Below are 22,334 nucleotides of genomic sequence, written 5' to 3' on the forward strand. Positions count from 1 at the left end.
CACCTACCACCCCGACCGACATAACGCGCTCCAACGCGTCCTGAACCAAACACCACCACAAGCCGCATGAAACACAGCGAAGGTTGACACAGGGCAACTCGTCGGTGGCGGTGGATCGGGTCGGCCCGGGCCGCTTCATCGCCTACCTGCCCGGCCCCGACGTCGGCACCACGTCACGGTTGCGTCTGGTCGACGGCGACCCCACGGCGTACGCCGAGCGGGTGGTGCGGGCGATCGAGGCTGCCCTGCTGACCAGTGGTGTCGAGGGAGCCGAGGGGGTCGAGGGAGCCGAGGGGACGGCGTACCTGATGCTGGTCGGGCGTGGCCTGGGCGGCGCCGCGGCCGCCCGGATCGCCTCGCAGGTCCCATCGGAGCGATGGGTCGTCGAGCAGGTCATCACCGCCGGAGCGCCCTCGGCCAGCGCCCCCCGTTTGCCCGATTCCACGCGGATGCTGTCCCTGGAGGACCGGGCCGACCCCGTGGCGATGTTGGGCTCCCTGATCAACGCGGGCGCAGCCAACCGACTCACCGTGGTGGTCGACACCGGATCGGACCCGAGGGGGGACTACGTCACCGGGGCCCGCGCCGCAGACGCGGCGGAGCATCCCGAGCTCCAAGCCGAGCTAGAACGCCTGCGCGGCCTGGGGTACCTCGCGGGCTGACCACTCCAGTTGCCGATATGCCGAAAGGGACTCAGCCGTTCGATATGCGTGCTTGAATCCCCGCCATGGGGACGCAGGGGAATCATCATGTCCGAAAATACCTGCTACTCGTGCTCCCTGCGGTCTTGATCGTCGCAACGTTGCTCCCTACCGCTTCGGGAGCAGCAGGAAGTCCCCCCTCGACATCGCAGCCGTCCGCGGCCTCCCCTGCTGTAGGGGCAGGCACCGTCGCTGGGTCGATACCCACCCGCACCGTTCCGGCCTATCAAGGACGTGGCGTCGCGTTCGCCCGCACCAAGAGCGGGAGCGGACCTGTCGACACCCGTCTTGCGACTGCTTTCGGCGGAACCCTGATCTGGGGCGACTGGTTCGAGAACGGCGTGGAGACCCCCGCCATCTTCCGTCGGGGGACGTGGAAGTTCTACGAGTCGATGATCGGGCCGAGCCACAACCTGAAGCCCTCCGTGACGTTCAAGTACGGAATCAAGGGAGATCGTCCCGTGGCAGGAGACTGGAATGGGGATGGACGCACGGACATCGGCGTCGTCCGAGGACGAACCTGGTTCTTGTCCCTCCCCGGGTACGCCGCGAGCGCGCCCTCACCCCGCACGTGGCGCAAGTTCAACTTCGGTCGCCGCTACGGGACCCCGGTGGTGGGTGATTGGAGCAAGCGCGGCCGAGACAGCGTCGGCAGCTACTTCGGCGGGACCTGGCGGCTGAAGAAGGCGGCCCGCGGTAACTCCCGGTCGTGGAAACGGTCACTCACCCGCTTCGTGAAACACCGCCGCAACGATGCGGCCGTCGCCGGTGACTGGAACGGGAACGGGCGAGACGGCATCGGCATCGTGCGCCGCAACTCATGGCGACTGCTGGGACATCCAGTACGCCGCAAGCAGTGGTCGACCGTGTTCGTCCGCCGACCGAGGACGGGCATGACGCCTGCGCCGTGGAGCACCTCGGCGGACAAACAAGGTGAACTCTGTCCCACCGCAGCCCCCCGGAAACTGGCCGCGAGCCGGATCGTCGCACCCACGGGACTCACCGGTGCTGCTCCCGTCCCGCAGGGCGACGGGGTCGCGGACGTCCGCAAGGCACTACAGCGCGTCGAACGCTATCTACTCAACTCGCACGACGAAGAGACCTGGGAGCCGTTGCGGTACCAGAACTTCATCGACATACGCTCGCAGAACCCGAACAAGGAGATCGCCTACCGAGGTCCCGCCATGTCAGCGCTGACCGTCGCGACCGCTCTCTCCACGGACGTTCACGACACCTCCGAGGTCGGAAGCAACCGGCAGACGGCCAACGAGTACGTGACCTCCTTGGTGGGCTCCATCTCGTGCCAACACCGCTCGGTGACCCCAGGCGGTTGGGGTCACAGCTGGCAAAGTGCGCACTGGGCCGCGCTGACTGCGCAAGCGGCCTGGTTGGTCTGGGACGAGCAACCCGAGCCCGTTCGGACCTACGTCGAGGCGATGGTGCGCTCGGAGGCCGACCGCCTCCTCACCCGCCCGGCGGAGTACTGGAAGGACCGCGCCGGAGCGGTCAATCCCGGCCGCACCGGCAACACCGCAGCCGAAGAATCCGCATGGAACGGTTCCCTCCTCAGCCTCGCCGTCGCGATGCTGCCCGCCAGCGAGGCCACCGCGCGCTACCGGGCGCAGGAGATTCAGCTCCAAGCATCGGCCTTCGCGGCGCCGCGGGACCTCCTCAGCGACCAGGTGATCAACGGCGTACCCCTGCGTGATCGCCTGTCGGGGACCAACGCACTCGATGACGGGACCGTGATCAATCACCACCTGTTGCACCCCGACTACATGGGCAACATCCAGATGCTGTGGTGGGGCTACGACTTCGCGATGCTGGCAGGTGGGTCCGTCACCCAGGCCGCCAGCCACCAGGCGGAGTTGGTCTACGGCGCCTTCAGCACCCTGGACTTCACCGAGGGCGAGGTGTCTGCCGCGGGCAGGGGCCAGCGCTACCTGGCACCCGGCGGCACCATCTATCGGCCCGATGACACGTTCCCCACCGACGTGTACTTCCCCGAGGGAAGCGACTGGGGCACCACGCGACGTGCTCCGTTGATGAGCCTCGACGCCCACGCCGTGGCTCTGGGGCTGGCTCCGGAGGGATCCTGGTCGGCTCGAGAAGCGCTGGCGGTACACGCCGCGGGGCAGCTGCAACTCGGCGCCAGCCGCGACAGCGGCCGCACCTACAGCGCAGATGCAGAGATCGCCCGGTCCCAGGACCGCTACCCGGCCCGAGAGGAGTACGCCGCCTCGCAGGTGGCGTCGGCGTGGCTGGCTCTGGTGCTTCATCAGGTGGGCACGCCTCCGGTCGACGCCGCTACCTACCCGGTGCCCTTGGTGAACGTCGGGGCCCCGGCGAAAGCACCGCCACGCTCCGCGCGCCTGAGCCCGTAGCCCCGCTCGTCTCGCGCACTTGTAACTGACTGCTACGACCTCTAGGGCGCGCATATATGCGCAGGCTAGAAGTAGTAACAGTCAGTTACAGCCGAAGTTCTACACAGCCAGGTCGTGCACGAACTCGCCGAGCTGGGTCAGGTTGCGGCACTCGATCATGTCGACGAAGGCGCCGTACGTCGGGGCGGCGGAGTCGCCGGTGCCCCAGTGGCGGCGGGCCTCGGGGTTGAGCCACCACGAGTGGCGGGCGGCGCCGGCCAGCCGCTCGAGCACGTCCTCGTGCAGGTCGCTGTAGTTCGATCGGGCATCCCCGAGGATGAGCAGCGAGGACTTCGGGCCGACGATGTCACCATAGGACTCCTCGAACTTGCCCAGCGCGCGACCGTAGTTGGTCCGCCCCCACAGGGCCGCGTGAGCGGTGCTGGCGGCAAGGTCGCTCATCACCTCGACGACATCGGCACCCGGCTTGAAGTGGTGGGTCACCTCGTGGACGTGATCGATGAACGTGAACGCCCGCACGCCCTGGAACTGATCGCGCAACGCGAAGACGAGCAGCAGCGTGAACTGGGCGAAGTTGGCCACCGATCCGCTCACGTCACACAGGACGACGAGCTCGGTGCGGTGCGGACGCTTGGGTTTGTGATGGGTGGTCAGGGGGACGCCCCCGGTGGACATCGAGGCCCGGACGGTACGCCGGAAGTCCAGCGGGCCGCGTCGTTTGGCGTGGTGCTCCTGGGTCAGCCGGGTGGCCAGACGCCGGGCGAGCGGGTGGATCTCGCGGCGCATCTGCTCCAGATCGGTCCGTCGCGCCGAGGTGAAGTCGAGACGGTCGATGCTGGGCCGCAACGCCACGTTGGCGACGTGCTCGGGTCCCTTCTCCTCCGCGATCCGGCGGCGGGCGTCGTCCTCGACCCGCTTGGTGAACTCACCGACGCGCCGACCGGAGACCTTCTGGGCCTCCTCCTCGGTGCGCCCCTCCGCCATCAGCCCAGCCACGATCTTGTCGATCAGCTCGGTCGGGGAGACGCGCTGCAGGGCGGTGTACGCCGACCACGACGACAGGCCCGGACCCCGACCGGGCATCGCGCCGAACCGGCCGACCATCTCGGCCGCCAACTGGGCCAGCCGCTGCTCGTCGCCCTGCTCGAGGGCCTCGGCCAGCGCCTCTCGGAAATCGGCCAAAGCCTCGGCGTTGTCGCGGACCGGGCTCTGCTCCCCGTCCTCGTCCGCCTCCGCCTGCTCGGCGCCGCGGACTCCGGAACCGACCATCCGAGGGAAGTAGATGTCGAACAAGGAGTCGAAGATGGGGCGCTGGACCTGCTTCTTGACCAGCGTTGCGGCGTACCCCGCATGGATGGCGTCACGATCGGACCACCCCAGGGCCGACAGCGCCGCGACCGCGTCGAGGTCCTCGGCCAGCGACACCGAGAGACCTGCTCCGCGCAGCGCCTCCAGAAAGGCGATGTGCCGCTCGACGAGACCGCTCACAGCGAAACCACGTCGCTGGTTGAGGTGCGAAGGCCGCCAGGCCTGAGTTTCGAAACCAGGTGACCGATGTCGGGGACCCGGGTGGGACCGGTTGCTTGGTTTCGAGGCTCGCTGCGCTCGCACCCAAACCAGCGCGGGGGGGCGCTGCGCTCGCACCTCAACCAGCGCGGGCACGACCCACCCGTACCTCGGTCATCGCGCGCGCTCGGCCTCACGAGCGGGTCCGCAACTTCAGCTCTTTGACCGCCCGCTCCTGATCCGAGCGGTGCTTGAGGATCACGCCGAGGGTGTCGTCGATGGCCTTCTCGTCCAGGGTCCGGATCTCCAGCGCGATCAGGGTGCGGGCCCAGTCGACCGACTCGGCGATCGAGGGCGCCTTCTTCAGCTCCAGGTCCCGTAACCGTCCGACGGTGGCGACCAGTTGCTCGGTGACCCGATCGTCCAGGCCAGGCACCTGCGAGGCGATGATCTGGTGCTCCCGCTCGGCGTCGGGGTAGTCGAGGTGCAGGTAGAGGCAGCGTCGCTTGACCGCCTCGGACAGTTCGCGGCTGGCGTTGGAGGTCAGCACGACCAGGGGGCGGCGTACCGCCTCGATGGTGCCGAGTTCCGGGATGGTGACCTGGAAGTCCGAGAGGACCTCGAGGAGCAGCCCCTCGACCTCGACGTCGGTCTTGTCGACCTCGTCGATCAGCAGCACGGTGGGTTCCTCGCGGCGGATCGCGGTCAGCAGCGGCCGGGTGAGCAGGAACTCTTCGGTGAAGATGTCGTCGTGGGTCTCCGACCACTCCTGGTCGCTGCCCTGAGAACTCTGGATGCGAAGCAGTTGCTTCTTGTAGTTCCATTCGTACAACGCCCGCGCCTCGTCGAGACCCTCGTAGCACTGCAACCGCACCAGGTCGGCCCCGGTGGCTCGCGAGATGGCCTTGGACAACTCCGTCTTGCCGACGCCCGCGGGACCCTCGACCAGCAGCGGCTTCTCCAGGACCCCGGCCAAGTAGACGGTGGTCGACGTCGTCGCATCCGCGAGGTATCCCACCTCCGCGAGGCGTGTCGTGACGTCGGCGGGCGAGGAGAACCAAGTCATGGGCCCATCCTTCCCTACAACCAACACGGGCCGACGCGCACGTGACCTGAGTGCCTGGGGATCGTTGATCGCTTCATGCACGACTCCGCACCGACGAGCAGGCTTCGCTCTGGCGTGCGCCTGTTCATGCTCGCTGGTGTGGTGATGGCGATGGCCGTCCTGCTGCTGTCGTACGGCACCTCCCCCCGCGACAGGGACGTGCCGCGACTGATGACCGAGCCGACCCCCACTGCGCTGTTGGGGAGCACCGTGCCCGCGCGATTGCGACCCTCGGTGACGGCCGCAATGCGGACCCACCGGTGCTCGATCCAACCGGTGCCCACGACCAGTCAGGCGTGGTCCGCACTGGTGATCGTCGACGACTCGGTGCAGCACGTGTCGCAGGACGAGGGATGGGCCGTCTACACCGGAACCCGACCGGGGCGCTTCGTCGCCCTGTGCCGCGGCGCGGTTCAGTCGAAGCGCTGACCCGTCTTCACCCTGAGCCACCCTCAGCCACTCTCAGCCACTCTCAACGACCAGGCCGGTCTAGACCACCGTGACCACCGGGGGATGTGGCCGTTGAACCAACCACAGCCACTCGGAAGGGCTGACGCTCGCTCATCCCCCCATGCAGTCCCCCCGCTGCAGCTCGGAGCACCCCATGCCCTTCCCCCCTGTGCGGACCGCCGATGGCGCTCGCGCGCCCGCCGTCCTCGCTCTCCGGTTGTTCCAGGCCGCCGCGGTGTCCTGTCTGGTGGCGATGGGTTTCGCTGCTGCGTTCCTCGTCCCGCAGGGGGTGTCCGCCCAGAGTGCGAGCGGTGAGGCCCCGACCGCCTTCGATGTGACGGTCCAGGACGCCATCGCCGCGTTCGAGTGCTCCACCGACGGCCTGGGTCCCGACGTGATCCCGCCCTCCGCCCTGATCAGGACCGGGACAGGGACGCTGAAGCACGTGACGTTCGACCGCGGATGGGCCGTGCACACCTCGAGCAGCAGCCCGGCCGTTCTGATCGCCGTCTGCGCCAGCGAGGCTCCGCAGCGCTGACCCTGCGCCCTCGGTACGCCGAGACGTGGCGCCCCGCACCACCGGCGAACCGTGCGGCGCCCTCGATCCGGTTGCCGCTGGTGGTGTCGACGGACTCGAGGTCGCGGAAGGCGTGCGCCAGGGCGGCTGCGGCCGGCCCATCGACGGCGTTCCGGGCTCCTGCCCGGTCGATGGTCACGGTGGTGATGGGTCGGCCTGTCACAGTTGCCCTCGTGGCCCCCACCTCCGCCTTCACCCAACGCTCCTTGGTTGCCGTGGTCCAGGTGTTGGGGTTGAGCGTGTGGTTCTCGGCCACCGCGATCGCCCCCAGCCTGCGCGCGGAGTGGGGACTGTCGAGCGCCGCGGCGGTATGGCTCACCGGATCGGTGCAGATCGGCTTCGCTCTCGGGGCCTTGGCCTCCAGCGTGCTCAACCTGGCCGACCGGGTCCCTCCTCAACGGTTGATCTTCGTCGCCGCGGCCGGGGCGGCGGCGTGTACCGCACTGCTGGCCGCGTTCTCCGACGGACTGGGGAGCGCCGTACCCCTGCGGTTCCTGACCGGCTTCTTCCTGGCCGGGATCTATCCGGTCGGGATGAAACTGATGGCGTCCTGGTCGCAATCGGTGGACCGGGGTCGGTGGTTCGGAGTCCTGATCGGTGCGCTGACGTTGGGCTCGGCACTGCCGCACCTCATCAGTGGCTTGGGCCCGTTGCCCTGGCGCGCCGTGATGGGAGTCGCGTCCCTGGTCGCGCTCAGCGGGGGCGTGGTGGCGTTGACCCTGATCCGCCCGGGACCGCTGCTGGCCCGATCGGCCACACCCCAGGCCCGCTACGTCTTGTCGGTCTTCCGCGAGCGGCGACCGCGGTTGGCCAATATCGGGTACTTCGGCCACATGTGGGAGCTCTACGCCCTGTGGACCTGGTTGCCGGTGTTCGTCAGCGTCAGCCGCGAGGGAACGGTAGGGGACGGCGGTCGCTTCTCCTCGGCGGTGAGCCTGACGGCCTTCGTGACCATCGGCCTGGCCGGACTCGTGGGGGCGTTGATCGGGGGGTGGGCCTCGGACCGGTTCGGCCGGTCCTCGTCGGCCATCGGGGCGTTGAGTGTCAGCGGCCTGTGTTGCCTGCTCTCACCGCTGGCCTTCGCCGCGCCGGGAGCCGTACTCCTGGCCTTCCTGTGCGTCTGGGGCGCTTCGGTGATCGCCGACTCCGGCGTCTTCTCCACCGCGTTGAGCGAGACCGCCGACCAGCGCTACGTCGGAACCGCACTGACCGTGCAGACGGCCGCCGGATTCATGCTGACCGTGGTGACCATCCAGGTCGTGCCCCTGCTGGCGGCCTGGGTGGGTTGGCAGTACGCGTTCCTCGTCCTGGCACCGGGACCGGTCGTGGGCGTCATCGCGATGTGGCGGTACGCCCGACCCGACCCGACGAAGCCCGACCCGACGGCCGCGGCTGCGGTCTGACCCTGCTGGGACGCGCCTCGGTTCAGGCGAGTTCCGCATCCCCCGCGACCTCCGCAGCCGCATACGGGTCGCTGCGGGGTAACACCACCCGGAAGGTACTGCCGCCGTCGAGTTCGGAGTCGACCTCGATCCGGCCGTTGTTCAGATGTACGAGGCGCCGCACGATGGACAGTCCGAGCCCGGCCCCCGGCTGCGACCGCGCCCGTGGGTCCTCGGCCCGGACGAACTCCTCGAAGAGCCCCGGCACGTCCTCGGAGTCGATCCCGATGCCGTCGTCGATGCAGTCGAGGACGATGTGGTCCATCCCCTCGCGGGCGACCCGCAGACGGACCCGACCCCCGGTGGGGGTGTACTTCAACGCGTTGCTCACCAGGTTCGACGCCACCACCCGTAGGTCGTTGGGGTCCGCGAGCGCCCACCACGAGGCGGGGTCCGCCTCGTCGCTCTCCAGGCTGATCTGTTGTCCGTTGAGAGCCGCCACGTCGGCGTACTCGGCGAGGGCCTGGGCGGCGATCTCGGTCAGGTCGACCGGCTGCCGCAGGACCGGCGTGGCGGTGGTCTGAAGTCGGGCGAGCAGCAGGAGGTCGTCGACCATGGTGGTCAGCCGGGTCACGGCGCGGCGCATGGGCGGCAGGGCCCGTGGCAGCTGGTCCTCCCCCGGCTCCTCGAGGTTCTCCAGGTGGGCGCGTAGGACGGTGATGGGGCTCTTGAGTTCGTGGGTCAGGGTGGCGACCAGGTTCTTCCGGGACTCGTTGGTCTCACGGAGGCGTACGACGAGCTCCTCGCGCTGCTCGTTGGACCAGGCGGTGAACACCGCGTGCCCGAAGTCGTGGGCCAACACCAACGCGAGCCGCTGTTCGGTCGCGCTCCACGGTGGATCCGTGCGCCCCCGCACCAGGGTGAGCAGCCCTACGCACTCATCACCGGAGCCCAGGGGAACCATCAGGAGCCGGTCCGCGTCGTGGGAGGCCAGCACCTCGACCGCCTCGTGAGTCATGTCGACACAGCGGTACTCCGGCGTGGTCTTCCGCATGCCGCGAGGCCGGACCGCCTGCTCGGCCCACATCTTCTGGGCGACCTCCCGCGAGGCCATCCTGAGCTCGGACACCCCGATGAACGGGTGCGACGGCGAGAGTCGGTCCTCACCCAGGATCTGGTGGACCCAGACCTCGCGGGCTGCGAAGCCCTCGAGCACGGGCCGCTCACAGTTGGTCCAGATGCTCGGCAGCGAGGTGGATCCCATCGCGATGCGGACGATGTCACGCACCACCCCACCGAGGCGCTCCCGCTCGGCCACCTCGTCGCGATCCAGGGCGACGCGCAGGGTCAGCTCCACCTGTTCGGCGTAGGCGTCCAGCGAGGAGTGGATCTCCGGGCCGGGGCGCAAGCCGTCGACCGACACATCCACCGAGAGCATGCCGATCATTTCCCCGGGCCCGTCGAAGAGCGGAGCGATCAGGAGGTCCTCCGGGTCCCAGGCGTCACCCACGAGCGGTTTCTCCACAACGGGACTCCAACCCCACGCCCGCCCCTGACCGGCTCGCTCGGCCGGCACGAAGCGGAAACGGCTGCCCCAGCGATCGGCGCGCGTGAGTTCGTACAGGAGCACGGTCGACTCGAGCTCGGAGTCCATGAGGGTCTCGCGGGCCTCGTCGTCGCCAGCGACCGCCACCGTACGGAACCGGTCGCGGTGGAGCACGTTGATGGCACAGACCTGGAATCCGATCATCCGGCGAGACCCCTGAGCGACCGCCTCCAGGGCATCGCGCGACAACGGGTCTGACCAACTGCTGGCGCCGGGCCAGGGTCGATCAGCGGCATAGGATGGCATGCGGACATCCCCCGTCTGATAATTGGTCACAGCAGTCTAACGACGGCTTCCACGTGTGGCTATGACGCGGGTTAACACCAACTCTCCCACCGATCGGGGAAGCAACGAACCCCGTCCGAGAATGCACCCGGACGGGGTTCGTGACACTTCTCGGCCCCCGACGAAGAGGGACCTTGGCGGTGGCGGTGGGATTTGAACCCACGGTGGGTTTGACCCCACACATCATTTCGAGTGATGCACCTTCGGCCGCTCGGACACGCCACCGGAGGGAACGTTACCCGAGCGTCTGGTCGGCTCGCCAATCGCCTCAGATGTCGACCGATGACCGCTGATCGGCAAAGAAACGGTCGAGCAGCGAGGCGGACTCCTCGGCGAGCACCCCGGCCACGACCTCGGGTCGGTGGTTGAGCCGGCGGTCGCGGACGACGTCCCACAGGCTGCCCACGGCACCGGCCTTGGCGTCGTACGCCCCGAACACGACGCGGTCCACCCGCGACAGGACGGCGGCACCTGCGCACATCGTGCACGGCTCCAGGGTCACCACCAGCGTGCAGCCGGACAGGCGCCACTCACCTCGCAGGCGAGCAGCCTCCCGAAGTGCGACGACCTCGGCGTGACCGGTCGGGTCGTGGTCGGCCTCTCGGACGTTGCGCCCTGTGGCGACCACGTGGCCGTCGGGGTCGACGACGACCGCGCCGATGGGTACGTCGCCCGTGGCCAGCGCCCGCTGGGCCTCCTCGAGTGCCACCCGCATCGGCGTACTCCAGCGATCGATCAGGGAACTCATGCCGAGGTGAGACCCACGATGTCGTCGAAGTGCTGCCCGAATCCCAGGCGCACCGCCACCTGGGACAGGACCTCGTCGGGGTATAGCTCGTCGTCGTCGATGAGGACGGCCAGGTCGGCGCCGCTCATACCCAGATCCTCGAGCAGCGCCAGGTCACCGGCGGGTTCGGGCTCGTCGCTCTCCTCCAGGCTGGGCAGACCCAGGAAGACCGTCACCGAGTCCGCCAGCTCCCACTCCTCGGCGGCGGTGACGTCGGAGAGCAACACCCGGGTCCGTCCGTCGAGCACCCGGACGACCACGAAAAAGTCCTCGTCGATCGCGACCAACCCGATCGCACCACTCTCACCGGGGAACCGGGTCAACGCCTGGCTGAGGGTCTCGACGTCGCTCAACGTGTCGTGCGCCAGCTCGTAGAGTCGCCAGTCCCCGTGGTAGCGATGCGCTGCCACGGCGAAATCGACGCCGTCGAGCTGATCGTCCATCTCGCTCCTCGTACACCTTGGACCCGCCGAACCGCGAAGTCGCTATCAGAGTGACATGCGGGGGGCCTCAGGCCAAGAGCCACCTGGGTCGCGGAGTCGACCGGCATTAGGCTCCCCCCATGCGCACCCACGTCGTCGACCACCCGCTGGTGGCCCACAAGCTGACCGTCCTGCGGAACCAAGACACCGATTCGCCGACCTTCCGCAACCTCACCGACGAGCTCGTCACCCTGCTCGCCTACGAGGCCACGCGCGACGTACGGGTCGAGCCCCACGACATCGTCACCCCCGTCTCGCCCACGACCGGCATCCGGCTGGCCACGCCGAAGCCGCTGGTCGTGCCCATCCTGCGCGCGGGGCTGGGCATGCTCGACGGGATGATGCGCCTGCTGCCGACCGCCGAGGTCGGCTTCTTGGGCATGGTCCGCAACGAGGAGACGCTCGAAGCCTCGACGTACGCCGAGCGCCTTCCCGACGATCTGTCGGGCCGCCAGTGCTACGTCCTGGACCCGATGCTGGCCACCGGCGGCACCCTCGCCGCGGCCATCCGCTACCTGACCGACCGCGGCGCGGACCACATCACGTGTGTGTGCCTGCTCGTGGCCCCCGAGGGCGTCGCCAATCTGGAAGCCGGGCTGGAGGGCATCGACGTGCCGATCACCGTCGTCACCGCCGCCCTGGACGAGCGCCTCAACGAGAAGGGCTACATCGTCCCCGGCCTGGGTGACGCCGGCGACCGCCTCTACGGCTTGGCCCAGTAGCCGAACAGCTCTCAGAAACGCACGAAGGACCAGCCCCTCGGGGCTGGTCCTTCGTGCTTGACGGCTGGTCGGACCTACAGCGCCTTGACCGCGTTGAGCAGCTTGCTCATCGAGTCCTTGGCGTCACCGAAGAGCATCGACGTCTTCTCGTCGAAGAGCAGTTCGTTCTCGATACCGGCGAACCCGGGGCGCATGGAGCGCTTCATGAAGATGATCTGACGGGCCTCATCGGCGTTGAGGATCGGCATCCCGTAGATCGGGGCGGTGGGCTCGGTGCGGGCCGCCGGGTTCACCACGTCGTTGGCTCCGACGACCAGGACCACGTCGGCGTCCTTGAAGTCGGCGTTGATGTCGTCCATCTCGATGAGCTGCTCGTAGGGCACCTGGGCCTCGGCCAGCAGGACGTTCATGTGACCGGGCATCCGACCGGCGACGGGGTGGATGGCGTAGTCGACCTTGCCGCCGCGTTCGTTGAGGACGTCGACGAGTTCGCGCAGCGTGTGTTGGGCCTGTGCGACGGCCAGGCCGTAGCCGGGGACGATGATGACGCGCTCGGCGTACGTCAGCATGATCGCTGCATCCTCGGGGGTCGCGCTCTTGACCGGTCGGTCCGAGGCCACCCCGGCGCCGAGGGTCGAACCGCCCTTGAGCGCTCCGAAGAGGATGTTGGTGACCGAACGGCCCATGCCGTTCGCCATCAGCAGGGTCAGGAAGGTACCGCTGGCCCCGACGAGCGTTCCGGCCACGAGGAGCACGGTGTTCTGCAGGACGTAACCGCCGGCGGCCACGGTCAGACCGGTGAACGCGTTGAGCAACGAGATGACGATCGGTACGTCGGCCCCACCGACCGGCAGCACCAGCAGGACGCCGACCAGGAGGCCCACGAAGCCGAGGACGATGCCGGCCCACATGACGGGCTCGGCGACGGTCAGACCGGAGAGCACCAGAGCGGCGACGAAGCCGCCGATGAACGCGACCGGTAGACCCGGGAAGACCACCGGCCGGGAGGTCATCAGGTCCTGGAGCTTGGCGAAGGTGATGACCGACCCGGCGAAGGAGACGGCACCGACGAAGATCGTGAACGCGGTGGCGACCAGGAACGCCTTGGAGGCGCCGTCACCGGCGAGGTCGTCGATCTCGACCAGCTTGCTGAGTTCGAGCAGCGCCACCAGCGCTGCTGCGCCACCGCCGACCCCGTTGAACAGGGCCACCATCTGCGGCATCTGGGTCATCTGCACGCGCTGGGCGCCGAAGGCACCGGCCGCCGTACCGATCGCGATGGCGATGAGGATCAGCGTCTTGTTCTCGAGCTCGAGGTAGAAGAACGGCAGGGCGACCGCGACGGTCGCGGCAGCGGCTCCGAGCAGGTTGCCGTTGCGGGCGGTCTTGGGACCCGAGAGCCCCTTGAGCGCGAGGATGAAGCTGATCGCACAGGCCAGGTAGACGAGCTGGACCCAGGTAGGCATGGTCTCCATCAGTTACCCGCCCCCTCGCCGGTCTTGACCTTCGCGGGCTTCTTGCGGGTGAACATCTGCAGCATCCGGTCGGTGACCAGGAAGCCGCCCACCATGTTGATCGCGGCCAGGACTACGGCGAGCAGACCCACGGTGATGCCGATGGCGCTCTCGGCCTCACCGGCGACGATGATCGCGCCGAGCAGGATGATCCCGTGGATGGCGTTGGCGCCGGACATCAGCGGGGTGTGCAGGGTCGAGGAGACCTTGGAGATCACCTCGATGCCGACGAAGACGCTGAGGATGAAGAACGTCAGCCAGATGATGTCGTTGTTCAACGCGGTCATGATGCGTCCCCTTCCAGGGCGGCGCGGGTGGGTTCGTGGCGGATCGTTCCGGCGTGCGTGACGCAGGCGCCGATCACGATCTCGTCCTCGAAGTCGGGGGTGAACGCGGCCGGGGCGGCGGCCACAGCCTCCTGGCCCTCGCTGGCTTCGGTGCCGAGCGTGGCGGGGGTCGTCATCAGGGTCACGATGTTGACGATGTTCTGGGCGTAGAGCTTCGAGGCCGGCCCGGGCATCTGCGCGGGGACGTTCAACCCGCCCCACACCTGCGCGTTGCCGATCCGGACGACCTGCCCGGCCTGCGAGCCCTCGACATTGCCGCCGGTCTCGGCGGCCAGGTCGACCACCACGGAGCCGGGCTTCATCTGCTCGACCATCTCGGCGGTGACCAGCATCGGGGCTGTGCGACCGGGTACGGCGGCGGTGGTGATCAGCGCGTCGGCCTTGGCGATGTACGGCGCCAGCAGGTCGCGCTGACGGGCGGCGCGGTCCTCGGTCATCTCCCGGGCGTAGCCGCCGGACCCCTCGAGGGTCTCGAGATCGAGTTCGATGGCCTTGGCGCCCATCGACCGGATCTCCTCGGCGGCGGCCGCGCGCACGTCGTACGCCCGCACGACGGCGCCGAGGCGCTTGGCGGTGGCGATGGCCTGCAGACCGGCGACCCCGGCTCCGAGGACGACGACCTCGGCGGGCTGGATGGTGCCGGCCGCGGTCATGTTGAGGGGGAAGAACCGGCGCAGCATCCCGGAGGCCACGATGGCGCAGCGGTACCCGCTGACCAGGGCTTGGGAGGACAACGCGTCCATCGACTGGGCGCGCGAGATCCGCGGCACGAGTTCCATGGCGAAGCTGGTGACCCCACAGTCCCGCAGGTCGGCGACCAGGTGGTGCTCGAAGTTGACCGGCAGGAAGCTGATCGTGGCGGTGCCCTCACGCAGGCGCCGGACCGTGCCGGTCGACAGCGGTTGCACCGACACCACGACATCGGCCTGCTCGACCGCGTCGGGATCGACGCGAGCGCCGGCTTCGGCGTACTCCTCGTCGAGGTACTGGGCGCCTCGTCCGGCGTCTGGCTCGATGGTGACCTCGATACCGAGGGCGGTCAGTTTCCCGACCAGCTCCGGCACCATGGCTACACGGGTTTCACCCTCACGGGTCTCCCTGGCGACTGCGATTCTCACTCGGGCAAGGTAGGCCACAAACGGTCCCGGCGCTCGCTCCTTCCATTCCTCGGGCGTGTGAGGAGCGTCGCCCCTCCCCGCGTATGACCCACTCCTGACCCACGAAGTCCGTCAAATGGCCCCACGAGGTACGGCGAATGGCCCCACGAAGTTCGCCAGATGGGGACACGAAGTACGCCGGATGGGGCGTCGAGATCGCGATCGGCCCCATTTGGCGAACCTCGAAGACCCATGTGGCGAACTTCGTGGGGGCTCAGCCGATCTGGGTGCCCAAGGCCGAGCCGACGAGGAAGGTGATGACCATGGCGAAGATGCCTCCGCCCATGTTGCGCAGAACCGCACGTCCGGCGGGCCCGTAGCCCAGCTTGGCGCTCACGTATCCCGTGATGGCCAGCGCAACGGCCACCGCGACGACGGTGATCGGCACGCGCAGCGAGTCGCCGAAGGCAAGGATCGTGATCAGCGGCAGGAGTGCGCCCATGAAGAACGAGATCATCGAGGCGCCAGCCGCGTGCCAGGCACTGGTGAGTTCGTTCGGGTCGATGCCCAACTCGGCCTCGGCGTGGGCCCCGAGAGCGTCGTGGGCCGTCAACTGTCGCGCCACCTCGAGGGCGAGGTCCTCGTCGAGTCCCTTGCCGGCGTAGATCCCGGCCAACTCGGCCAGTTCTTCCTCGGGCTCCTCGATGAGTTCGAGGCGCTCCTTCTCCAGCAGCGCCAGCTCGGAGTCGCGTTGGGTGCTCACCGAGACGTACTCACCGGCGGCCATGCTGATCGCGCCCGCCACCAGCGCCGCCACACCCGCGATCGCGATCGCGCTGCGGTCGCTGGTCGCCCCGGCGACGCCCACCACGATCCCGGCGGTCGAGACGATCCCGTCGTTGGCCCCCAGCACCCCGGCACGCAGCCAGTTCAGCCGGCTGCCGATCCCCAGGTTGTGGGGCTCATCGTCATGCGGACCGGGCTCCAAGGAGGGGTCAACGGGGTCGATCAGGTCAGCGTCCATGACCCCATCGTCCTAGGCTCAGCTGAGCCTCGCAACGAAGGTGAGGCTCCACTCAGTGGGTTCGAACGGGTTCAGCAGAGGTGGATCAGAGCCCGAGGTCGCGGCCGATGAGTTCTTTCATGATCTCGTTGGAACCGGCCCAGATCTTGGAGACCCGGGCGTCGCGCCAGGCGCGGGCCACGCGGTACTCGTTCATGTAGCCGTAGCCGCCGAAGATCTGGACGCAGTGGTCGAGGATCTCGTTCTGGATCTGCGAGGAGTACCACTTCGCCTTGGCCGCGTCGACCGGCGTCAGATCCTTCTTGTCGTGCGCGACGACGCATTGGTCGATGTAGGCCTGGGTGACGTCGATCTGGGTGAACATCTCGGCGAGCAGGAACTTGTTGGACTGGAAAGACCCGATGCCGGCGCCGAACGCCTTGCGCTCCTTGGAGTACTCCAGCGTCTCGATCAGGATCTGCTTGGCGTGCGCGAGGTTTGAGATCGCGCAGCCGAGCCTTTCCTGCGGAAGGTTCTGCATCATGTGGATGAAGCCGTTGTCGAGCTCGCCCACGATGTCGTCGTCGGTGAGGCGGATGTTCTCGAAGAACATCTCGGCGGTGTCGGACTCGTCCTGACCGACCTTGTCGAGCTTGCGGCCCTTGCTGTAGCCCTCGGCCGACGAGGGAATCGCGAAGAGCGTGATGCCCTTGGCCTTCTTCTCCGGCGAGGTGCGTACGGCGGTGACGACGATGTCGGCGGAGTACCCGTTGGTGATGAAGGTCTTGGAGCCGTTGATGACCCAGTCGTCCCCGTCGCGCACCGCGGTGGACCGCAGCGCGGCGAGGTCGGACCCACCGGAGGGCTCGGTCATCCCGATCGCGGTCAGGATCTCCCCGCTGGCCACACCGGGCAGCCACTTCTTGCGCTGCTCCTCGGTCGTCAGCTCCACGAGGTACGGCGCCACGATGTCGGCGTGGATACCCACACAGGACGACAGGGCGGCGTTGACCTTGGAGAGCTCCTCCATGAGGACAGCGTTGAAGCGGTAGTCGTCGGCCCCGGCGCCACCGTGCTCCTCGGGGATCTCCAGACCGAGGAAGCCCTGCTTGCCGGCCTCCAACCAGAACTCACGCGGCATCGCCTTGTTGGCGGCGTGCTCCTCGAGGTTCGGCACGACCTGGCGGTCGAGGAACTCCTTGACCGAGCTGCGGAAGGCTTCGTGGTCTTCGTCGTAGATCTCGCGCTTCATGGCGCAGATCGTATCCGGGGCCACGCGGTCAGATCACAGCAGTCAGCGACCGCTGTCACGGCGCCGCCTCCCGCCGAGTCGGCGCTAATTCAAAAAGACTCGCCGACTCGGCCCCTTCCCGGCGTCAAGTTGCGCCGACTCGCGGACTAACCCAACGAGCCGAGGTCGGCGACCTCGTCGTCGGACGGTGCCGTCACCTCGAAGTCCTCGTCGAACTTCGAGAAGGTCACCTCGCCCGGCTCCTCACCGGTGGCGGCGAACTTCAGGATGTAGTGCTTGTCGCCGGTGGCGATGAACGCCTGGGAGGGGTCACCGTCGTCAGTGGTGCCTTCGATGATGATGGTTCCCTGCCCGTCGACCTCGTCCTCGTCGCCCTTGGTGACATCGTCGTCGGCGTTGAAGTCCGTGATGTTCGACAACAGGTCCTCCAGGTCGCAGAAGGAGGCGAACTGATCCTGGTCGTCGGCGAGGTACTTGCCGTCGACGGCTTCCACCACCGCGTCGACCTGCTCGGGCGGGAGAACCTGGCCGAAGAACTCGGCGTCCGGCTTGAACCAGGACGAGCCGCCAGCGGAGAGCACCTCGGCGGTGGCGCCGTCCAGGCCGACCGTGCCGGTGCAGTCACCGTTGGTGGACAGTTGCAGGTCGAGGCTGATCGCCGCATCGGCGGTCTCGATGTCGGCGTTGACCTGCACCGAGGTGAGGCCTTCCATGTCGGCGATGGCTGCCTTCACGATCTCGTCGGCCGACTGGGCCACGAACTCCTCGGCGGCGGCGCTGTCGCCGTCGTCGTCCGCACCACTGTTCCCCGGCGAGGAGCCGCCACACGCCGCCAACGTCGAAGCCAACAGAACCGAACCGATGGCGTACGACGCCCGCTTCATAGCAATCATGCGAAAGATCAGACCACACCGACGCCCACCTCGGCGACCTTCCACCGCGTGGGCGGCCCGCAGAACCGATCTTCGAGGTCTACGAACCCAACAGCTCCTCGACCCACGCGGGCACCAGCAGACCGGCCGGGCCGTGGCGTGCGTCGGCGAACAGGTCGGTGCCCTCACTCGGTTCGAGGTTCAGCTCCAGGGTCGCGGACCCCTGGTCGGCGGCGTGCTGGACGAATCCTGCAGCGGGGTAGACCGCCCCGGAGGTACCGATGGAAACGAAGAGGTCGGCGGTCGAGAGGGCGGCGATGATGCGGGGCATCTGATAGGGCACCTCACCGAACCAGACCACGTCCGGACGCAGGGCACGCTGCCCGCACGCGGGGCATCGCGGTGCCTCATCCACGAGCGCGGCCCCCAGGTCGCCTCGCCACGGCATCCGGGTGCGGCAGTGCGCGCACAGCGCCGAACGCAGCTCGCCGTGCATGTGCACCACGCGTGAAGACCCGGCGCGGAGGTGTAGGTCGTCGATGTTCTGGGTGACCAGCAGGAACCGGTCGCCCAGGGCCTGCTCCAGGCGGGCCAGCGCCTCGTGCGCCGGGTTCGGTTCGACCAGGTCGAGCGCCCGACGCCGGGCGTCGTAGAAGTTCTGGACCCGCACCGGGTCGGCGGCGTACCCCTCGGGGCTGGCCACCTCCTCGACCCGGTGGCCCTCCCAGAGTCCGTCGGCGTCACGGAAGGTGGGTACGCCGCTCTCTGCTGAGATACCGGCTCCGGTGAGGACGACGATGCGGGGCAGGGCGGTCATGAAGCACTCACTTCGTAGTCGAAGGCGACTTTGAGTCCCGCCACCCTGGTCACGGTCGCGACGATGGCACCGTCGTTCCCCTTCGTGGCCGGCGTGGCCGTGCAGTCCACGGACGCGTCGACCTCTCCGTCCAGCTCACGTTCGCAGGTCACCTGGTCCACCAGGTAGCCGTCGGCCACCAACGATCGGAGGATCACCCCGGCGACCCGGTCAGCGGGGACGAAGGGTCGCGCGCTGATCCGGGTCTGGTCATCGACCACGGCGGCGACGCGGACGAGCACGAAGCTGTCCCGGGTGTCGTCGTCGACCCGGGCGATCCGGCAGGTCTGGGTGGCGTCCACCGTGCTGTCGATCCCGCCCTCACAGGCGACGGCGAGGGGGATCGAGGGGTTCCCCGAGGGGAAGAGATCGGCGACCTCTCCCTCCAGATCGGTCCGGCTGACCGAACCCTCGAAGGTCTGCTCGGCACAGGCCGAGAGAGCCAGCGACAGAGCCATCACCAAGGCCGGGAACAGGGCCGGGCGAGCCAGGCTCGCGAGCGGCGCGAGGATCGGTCGTGGCACAGGCGCTCAGAGGTCGACTGGGAGATGGGCCACGACGGTGAGCCTAGTAGGGCCACCGGGTTCCCACCCACGGGTCGGGGAAACGTGTCCCCGACCCGTGCGTGAACACACCACATGATGTGACTAGGCGCGTTGGATGTCCATGTCGTCCGAGGTGTCCTCCTCGGGCTTGCCCAGGACGGCTCGACCGGCCTCGAGTCGAGCGACCGGGACCCGGAAGGGGGAGCAGGAGACGTAGTCCAAACCGACCCGGTGGAAGAAGTGGATCGATTCGGGATCCCCTCCGTGCTCGCCGCAGACTCCGGCCTTCAGGCCCGGACGCGTACGGCGACCCTCGCGGGTGGCGACGTCGACGAGCCGGCCGACACCGTCGACGTCGAGGCTCTCGAAGGGGGAGACCGTGAATACACCCTTCTCGAGGTACGCCGCGAAGAAGGCGGCCTCTACGTCGTCGCGACTGAATCCCCAGGTGGTTTGGGTCAGGTCGTTGGTGCCGAAGGAGAAGAAGTCGGCTTCCTCGGCGATCCGGAAGGCCGTCAGCGCGGCGCGGGGAAGCTCGATCATCGTGCCGACGGGGATGTCGAGCGTGACCCCTTCGGCGGCACCGACCTCCGCGAGGATCCGGGTGGCCTCCTCCCGCACGAGGTGCAGTTCCATCAGCGATCCGACGAGCGGCACCATGATCTCGGGCTTCGGGTCGTGGCCGTCCTTGATCCGACGGGCCGCCGCTTCGGCGACCGCGCGGATCTGACCGGCGAACAGACCGGGCACGGTCAACCCGAGTCGTACCCCGCGCAGGCCGAGCATCGGATTGGACTCGTGGAGCCGGTTGACCGCAGCCAGCAGTCGTACGTCGTCCTCCACCGGAGACCCCTGCACTTCAGCCTTGGCCACCTTGACCATCAGCTCGGACCGGTCCGGCAGGAACTCGTGCAACGGGGGGTCGAGCAGGCGGATCGTGGTCGGGAGTCCGTCCATCGCGGCGAGGAGCTCGTCGAAGTCCTCCCGTTGGGGCGGCAGCAGCGCGGCGAGCGCCTCCTCGCGTTCGGCGGTGGTGCCGGCGAGGATGACTCGCTCGATCAGGACGCGGCGGTCACCGAGGAACATGTGCTCGGTGCGGCACAGACCGATCCCCTGAGCACCCATCCGGCGTGCCCGCTGGGCGTCGTGACCGGTGTCGGCGTTAGCCCGCACCTGCATGGTCCGCACCGAGTCGGCGTGGGCGAGCAGACGATCCACGGCCCGGATGAGGTCAGCGGTGCCTTCGTCCACCTCCTCGAGAGCCGGCTCGAGGCCCTCCTCGAGGTACTTCACCACCGGCGAGGCGACCACCGGAAGCTGGCCGAGGAAGACCTCACCGGTCGAGCCGTCGATCGAGAGCACGTCACCCTCATGCACCTCGACACCCTCGGCGTGCGCGACCTTGTTCTCCTCGTCGACCCGCAGCGCCTCCGCTCCGCAGACGGCGGTCTTGCCCATGCCTCGGGCTACGACCGCCGCGTGCGAGGTCTTGCCGCCGCGGCTGGTCAGGATCCCCGTTGCGGCGATCATCCCCTCGAGGTCCTCAGGGTTGGTCTCACTACGCAACAGCACCACCGGCTCACCGCTCGCGGCCCATGCGACTGCGGTGGCGGAGTCGAAGACGACCCGACCCACCGCGGCGCCGGGTGAGGCTGCCATCCCCCGGGTGAAGGACGTGCGCTCGGCGGTGACGTCGAACTGCGGGAACATGAGTTGGGCCAGCTGCGCCCCGCCGACCCTCTCGAGCGCCTCGTCCATGGTGATCAGTTGTTCGTCCACCAACTGGGTAGCGATGCGGAACGCCGCCGCGGCCGTCCGCTTGCCGACGCGGGTCTGCAGCATCCAGAGTTTGCCGCGCTCGACGGTGAACTCGATGTCACACAGGTCGCGGTAGTGCGTCTCCAGGCGCCGCATGATCTTGCGCAGCTCGGCGTGCGAGGCCGGGTCTACGTCGGCGAAGTCGTCGAGGGACAGGGTGTTGCGGATCCCGGAGACGACATCCTCCCCTTGGGCGTTGACGAGGTAGTCGCCGTACACCCCGGGCTTGCCGGTGGCCGGGTCCCGGGTGAAGCAGACGCCGGTGCCGGAGGTCTCGCCCAGGTTGCCGAAGACCATCGTGCAGACGTTCACCGCGGTGCCGGCTTCCTCGGGGATGCGCTCGCGGCGGCGGTAGATGCGGGCGCGGTCGGTGTTCCAGGACTCGAACACGGCCCGGGTGGCCAGGTCGAGTTGCTCGCGCGGGTCCTGGGGGAAGGTGCGTCCGCTCTTCTCCTCGACCACGGCCTTGAAGTCCTCGACCAACTGGCGGAGGTCGTCGGTGTCCAGTTCGAGGTCGCTGGTGACGCCCTTGGCCTCCTTGGTCGCGTCGAGCACCCGGGAGAAGTCGTCGCCGTCCATGCCGAGCACGGTCTTGCCGAACATCTGGATCAAGCGTCGGTAGGAGTCCCAGACGAAGCGCTCGTCCCCCGAGGCCTCGATCAGACCCTTGACGGAGAAGTCGTTGAGGCCGACGTTGAGCACCGTCTCCATCATCCCCGGCATCGAGTACTTCGCGCCCGACCTCACGCTCACCAGGAGCGGGTCGACCGAGTCGCCGAGCCGGCGCCCGACCTCGTCCTCGAGTCGGCGCAGGGCCATGGTGACCTGCACACGCAGGTCGTCCGGCAGGCGATCGTGTTTGAGGTAGTGGCGACACGCCTCCGTGGTGACGACGAACCCGGGGGGCACCGGCAGCCCGAGACGCGTCATCTCGGCCAGGTTGGCGCCCTTGCCGCCGAGCAGATCCTTCTGGTCCTTGTTGCCCTCGCTGAAGTGGTAGACGAGTTTGTCCATCGTTAGATCACTGCCTTTCGGTTCACCGG

Annotated in this window: 20 protein-coding genes and 1 tRNA gene; 6 read left to right on the top strand and 15 right to left on the bottom strand. The window is 68.3% G+C overall.

The annotated features are described in order from the left end of the window. Nucleotides 1–83: 83 nt before the first annotated feature. Together ACYVLV_RS14565 and ACYVLV_RS14570 are read left to right on the top strand one after the other, a co-directional pair. A complete protein-coding gene (locus ACYVLV_RS14565) occupies nt 84–662 on the top strand; it encodes a hypothetical protein (RefSeq protein ID WP_460811018.1) in 579 nt (192 codons plus the stop codon). A gap of 380 nt (nt 663–1,042) precedes the next feature. Next, nucleotides 1,043–3,085 (top strand): hypothetical protein, encoded by a 2,043-nt coding sequence (locus ACYVLV_RS14570; RefSeq protein WP_460811019.1) that lies wholly within the window; start codon nt 1,043–1,045, stop codon nt 3,083–3,085. Nucleotides 3,086–3,184: 99 nt separating this feature from the next. Here ACYVLV_RS14570 and ACYVLV_RS14575 read toward each other — a convergent pair whose 3' ends face one another. Both ACYVLV_RS14575 and ACYVLV_RS14580 read right to left on the bottom strand, forming a co-directional pair. Then, on the bottom strand, nt 3,185–4,573 hold the full coding sequence (locus tag ACYVLV_RS14575; RefSeq protein WP_460811020.1) for a vWA domain-containing protein: 1,389 nt from the start codon (nt 4,571–4,573) through the stop codon (nt 3,185–3,187). Nucleotides 4,574–4,784: 211 nt separating this feature from the next. Beyond that, nucleotides 4,785–5,657 carry an AAA family ATPase gene (locus tag ACYVLV_RS14580; RefSeq protein ID WP_460811022.1) on the bottom strand — a complete coding sequence of 291 codons (873 nt, stop codon included), beginning with the start codon at nt 5,655–5,657 and terminating at the stop codon, nt 4,785–4,787. Nucleotides 5,658–5,771: 114 nt separating this feature from the next. Between ACYVLV_RS14580 and ACYVLV_RS14585 the strand changes: the two genes are divergently transcribed. From ACYVLV_RS14585 to ACYVLV_RS14595, 3 genes are all read left to right on the top strand, one after another. Continuing rightward, the gene (locus ACYVLV_RS14585) at nt 5,772–6,125 is read left to right on the top strand and encodes a hypothetical protein (protein ID WP_460811023.1); all 354 of its coding nucleotides are present in this window, start codon (nt 5,772–5,774) and stop codon (nt 6,123–6,125) included. 175 nt (nt 6,126–6,300) lie between these two features. Continuing rightward, nucleotides 6,301–6,684, top strand: coding sequence for a hypothetical protein (locus ACYVLV_RS14590; RefSeq protein WP_460811025.1), 384 nt, complete (start codon nt 6,301–6,303; stop codon nt 6,682–6,684). 212 nt (nt 6,685–6,896) lie between these two features. Next, nucleotides 6,897–8,126 (top strand): MFS transporter, encoded by a 1,230-nt coding sequence (locus ACYVLV_RS14595; protein ID WP_460811027.1) that lies wholly within the window; start codon nt 6,897–6,899, stop codon nt 8,124–8,126. Between the two features lie 22 nt (nt 8,127–8,148). Here the strand turns inward: ACYVLV_RS14595 and ACYVLV_RS14600 are convergent, their stop codons facing one another. From ACYVLV_RS14600 to ACYVLV_RS14615, 4 genes are all read right to left on the bottom strand, one after another. After that, a complete protein-coding gene (locus ACYVLV_RS14600; RefSeq protein ID WP_460811028.1) occupies nt 8,149–9,957 on the bottom strand; it encodes a sensor histidine kinase in 1,809 nt (602 codons plus the stop codon). A gap of 174 nt (nt 9,958–10,131) precedes the next feature. Then, nucleotides 10,132–10,221: transfer RNA gene (locus ACYVLV_RS14605), tRNA-Ser, on the bottom strand. Between the two features lie 43 nt (nt 10,222–10,264). Continuing rightward, nucleotides 10,265–10,711, bottom strand: coding sequence for a tRNA adenosine(34) deaminase TadA (tadA, locus tag ACYVLV_RS14610; protein ID WP_460812205.1), 447 nt, complete (start codon nt 10,709–10,711; stop codon nt 10,265–10,267). Between the two features lie 29 nt (nt 10,712–10,740). Continuing rightward, nucleotides 10,741–11,226 carry a tRNA adenosine deaminase-associated protein gene (locus tag ACYVLV_RS14615; RefSeq protein ID WP_460811029.1) on the bottom strand — a complete coding sequence of 162 codons (486 nt, stop codon included), beginning with the start codon at nt 11,224–11,226 and terminating at the stop codon, nt 10,741–10,743. A gap of 119 nt (nt 11,227–11,345) precedes the next feature. Between ACYVLV_RS14615 and upp the strand changes: the two genes are divergently transcribed. Next, the gene (gene upp / locus ACYVLV_RS14620) at nt 11,346–11,987 is read left to right on the top strand and encodes a uracil phosphoribosyltransferase (RefSeq protein WP_460811030.1); all 642 of its coding nucleotides are present in this window, start codon (nt 11,346–11,348) and stop codon (nt 11,985–11,987) included. A 74-nt stretch (nt 11,988–12,061) separates the two neighbouring features. Here upp and ACYVLV_RS14625 read toward each other — a convergent pair whose 3' ends face one another. The 9 genes from ACYVLV_RS14625 to ppdK all read right to left on the bottom strand — a co-directional run bounded on the left by ACYVLV_RS14625 (nt 12,062) and on the right by ppdK (nt 22,305). Then, complete coding sequence (locus ACYVLV_RS14625; RefSeq protein WP_460811031.1) at nt 12,062–13,462, bottom strand: NAD(P)(+) transhydrogenase (Re/Si-specific) subunit beta; 1,401 nt, start codon at nt 13,460–13,462, stop codon at nt 12,062–12,064. Beyond that, nucleotides 13,462–13,788 (bottom strand): NAD(P) transhydrogenase subunit alpha part 2, encoded by a 327-nt coding sequence (locus ACYVLV_RS14630; protein ID WP_460811033.1) that lies wholly within the window; start codon nt 13,786–13,788, stop codon nt 13,462–13,464. Before ACYVLV_RS14630 ends, ACYVLV_RS14625 begins: the two co-directional genes overlap by 1 nt. Next, a complete protein-coding gene (locus ACYVLV_RS14635) occupies nt 13,785–14,966 on the bottom strand; it encodes an NAD(P) transhydrogenase subunit alpha (RefSeq protein ID WP_460811034.1) in 1,182 nt (393 codons plus the stop codon). Before ACYVLV_RS14635 ends, ACYVLV_RS14630 begins: the two co-directional genes overlap by 4 nt. Before the next feature lie 253 nt (nt 14,967–15,219). Next, nucleotides 15,220–15,969, bottom strand: a complete 750-nt coding sequence (locus ACYVLV_RS14640; protein ID WP_460811037.1) for a VIT1/CCC1 transporter family protein — start codon at nt 15,967–15,969, stop codon at nt 15,220–15,222. Between the two features lie 85 nt (nt 15,970–16,054). After that, the gene (locus ACYVLV_RS14645) at nt 16,055–17,200 is read right to left on the bottom strand and encodes an acyl-CoA dehydrogenase family protein (RefSeq protein WP_460811039.1); all 1,146 of its coding nucleotides are present in this window, start codon (nt 17,198–17,200) and stop codon (nt 16,055–16,057) included. A gap of 146 nt (nt 17,201–17,346) precedes the next feature. Continuing rightward, nucleotides 17,347–18,093 (bottom strand): hypothetical protein, encoded by a 747-nt coding sequence (locus ACYVLV_RS14650; protein WP_460811040.1) that lies wholly within the window; start codon nt 18,091–18,093, stop codon nt 17,347–17,349. Nucleotides 18,094–18,172: 79 nt separating this feature from the next. After that, complete coding sequence (locus ACYVLV_RS14655) at nt 18,173–18,889, bottom strand: NAD-dependent deacylase (protein ID WP_460811042.1); 717 nt, start codon at nt 18,887–18,889, stop codon at nt 18,173–18,175. Beyond that, nucleotides 18,886–19,452: a hypothetical protein gene (locus ACYVLV_RS14660; protein WP_460811044.1), complete on the bottom strand. Its 567-nt coding sequence runs from the start codon at nt 19,450–19,452 to the stop codon at nt 18,886–18,888. The genes ACYVLV_RS14655 and ACYVLV_RS14660 overlap by 4 nt, the downstream gene beginning before the upstream one ends. A gap of 123 nt (nt 19,453–19,575) precedes the next feature. Further along, nucleotides 19,576–22,305, bottom strand: coding sequence for a pyruvate, phosphate dikinase (gene ppdK / locus ACYVLV_RS14665; RefSeq protein WP_460811046.1), 2,730 nt, complete (start codon nt 22,303–22,305; stop codon nt 19,576–19,578). Between the last annotated feature and the right edge of the window lie 29 nt (nt 22,306–22,334).

It is taken from the genome of Nocardioides salsibiostraticola (assembly GCF_054783655.1).

Coding starts and splice junctions, on each gene's coding strand:
- ppdK (WP_460811046.1), bottom strand. CDS start 22,305: ATGGACAAACTCGTCTACCACTTCAGCGAGGGCAACAAGGACCAGAAG.
- ACYVLV_RS14650 (WP_460811040.1), bottom strand. CDS start 18,093: ATGATTGCTATGAAGCGGGCGTCGTACGCCATCGGTTCGGTTCTGTTG.
- ACYVLV_RS14615 (WP_460811029.1), bottom strand. CDS start 11,226: ATGGACGATCAGCTCGACGGCGTCGATTTCGCCGTGGCAGCGCATCGC.
- ACYVLV_RS14625 (WP_460811031.1), bottom strand. CDS start 13,462: ATGGAGACCATGCCTACCTGGGTCCAGCTCGTCTACCTGGCCTGTGCG.
- ACYVLV_RS14630 (WP_460811033.1), bottom strand. CDS start 13,788: ATGACCGCGTTGAACAACGACATCATCTGGCTGACGTTCTTCATCCTC.
- ACYVLV_RS14600 (WP_460811028.1), bottom strand. CDS start 9,957: ATGCCATCCTATGCCGCTGATCGACCCTGGCCCGGCGCCAGCAGTTGG.
- ACYVLV_RS14645 (WP_460811039.1), bottom strand. CDS start 17,200: ATGAAGCGCGAGATCTACGACGAAGACCACGAAGCCTTCCGCAGCTCG.
- ACYVLV_RS14590 (WP_460811025.1), top strand. CDS start 6,301: ATGCCCTTCCCCCCTGTGCGGACCGCCGATGGCGCTCGCGCGCCCGCC.
- ACYVLV_RS14655 (WP_460811042.1), bottom strand. CDS start 18,889: ATGACCGCCCTGCCCCGCATCGTCGTCCTCACCGGAGCCGGTATCTCA.
- ACYVLV_RS14640 (WP_460811037.1), bottom strand. CDS start 15,969: ATGGACGCTGACCTGATCGACCCCGTTGACCCCTCCTTGGAGCCCGGT.
- ACYVLV_RS14580 (WP_460811022.1), bottom strand. CDS start 5,657: ATGACTTGGTTCTCCTCGCCCGCCGACGTCACGACACGCCTCGCGGAG.
- upp (WP_460811030.1), top strand. CDS start 11,346: ATGCGCACCCACGTCGTCGACCACCCGCTGGTGGCCCACAAGCTGACC.
- tadA (WP_460812205.1), bottom strand. CDS start 10,711: ATGCGGGTGGCACTCGAGGAGGCCCAGCGGGCGCTGGCCACGGGCGAC.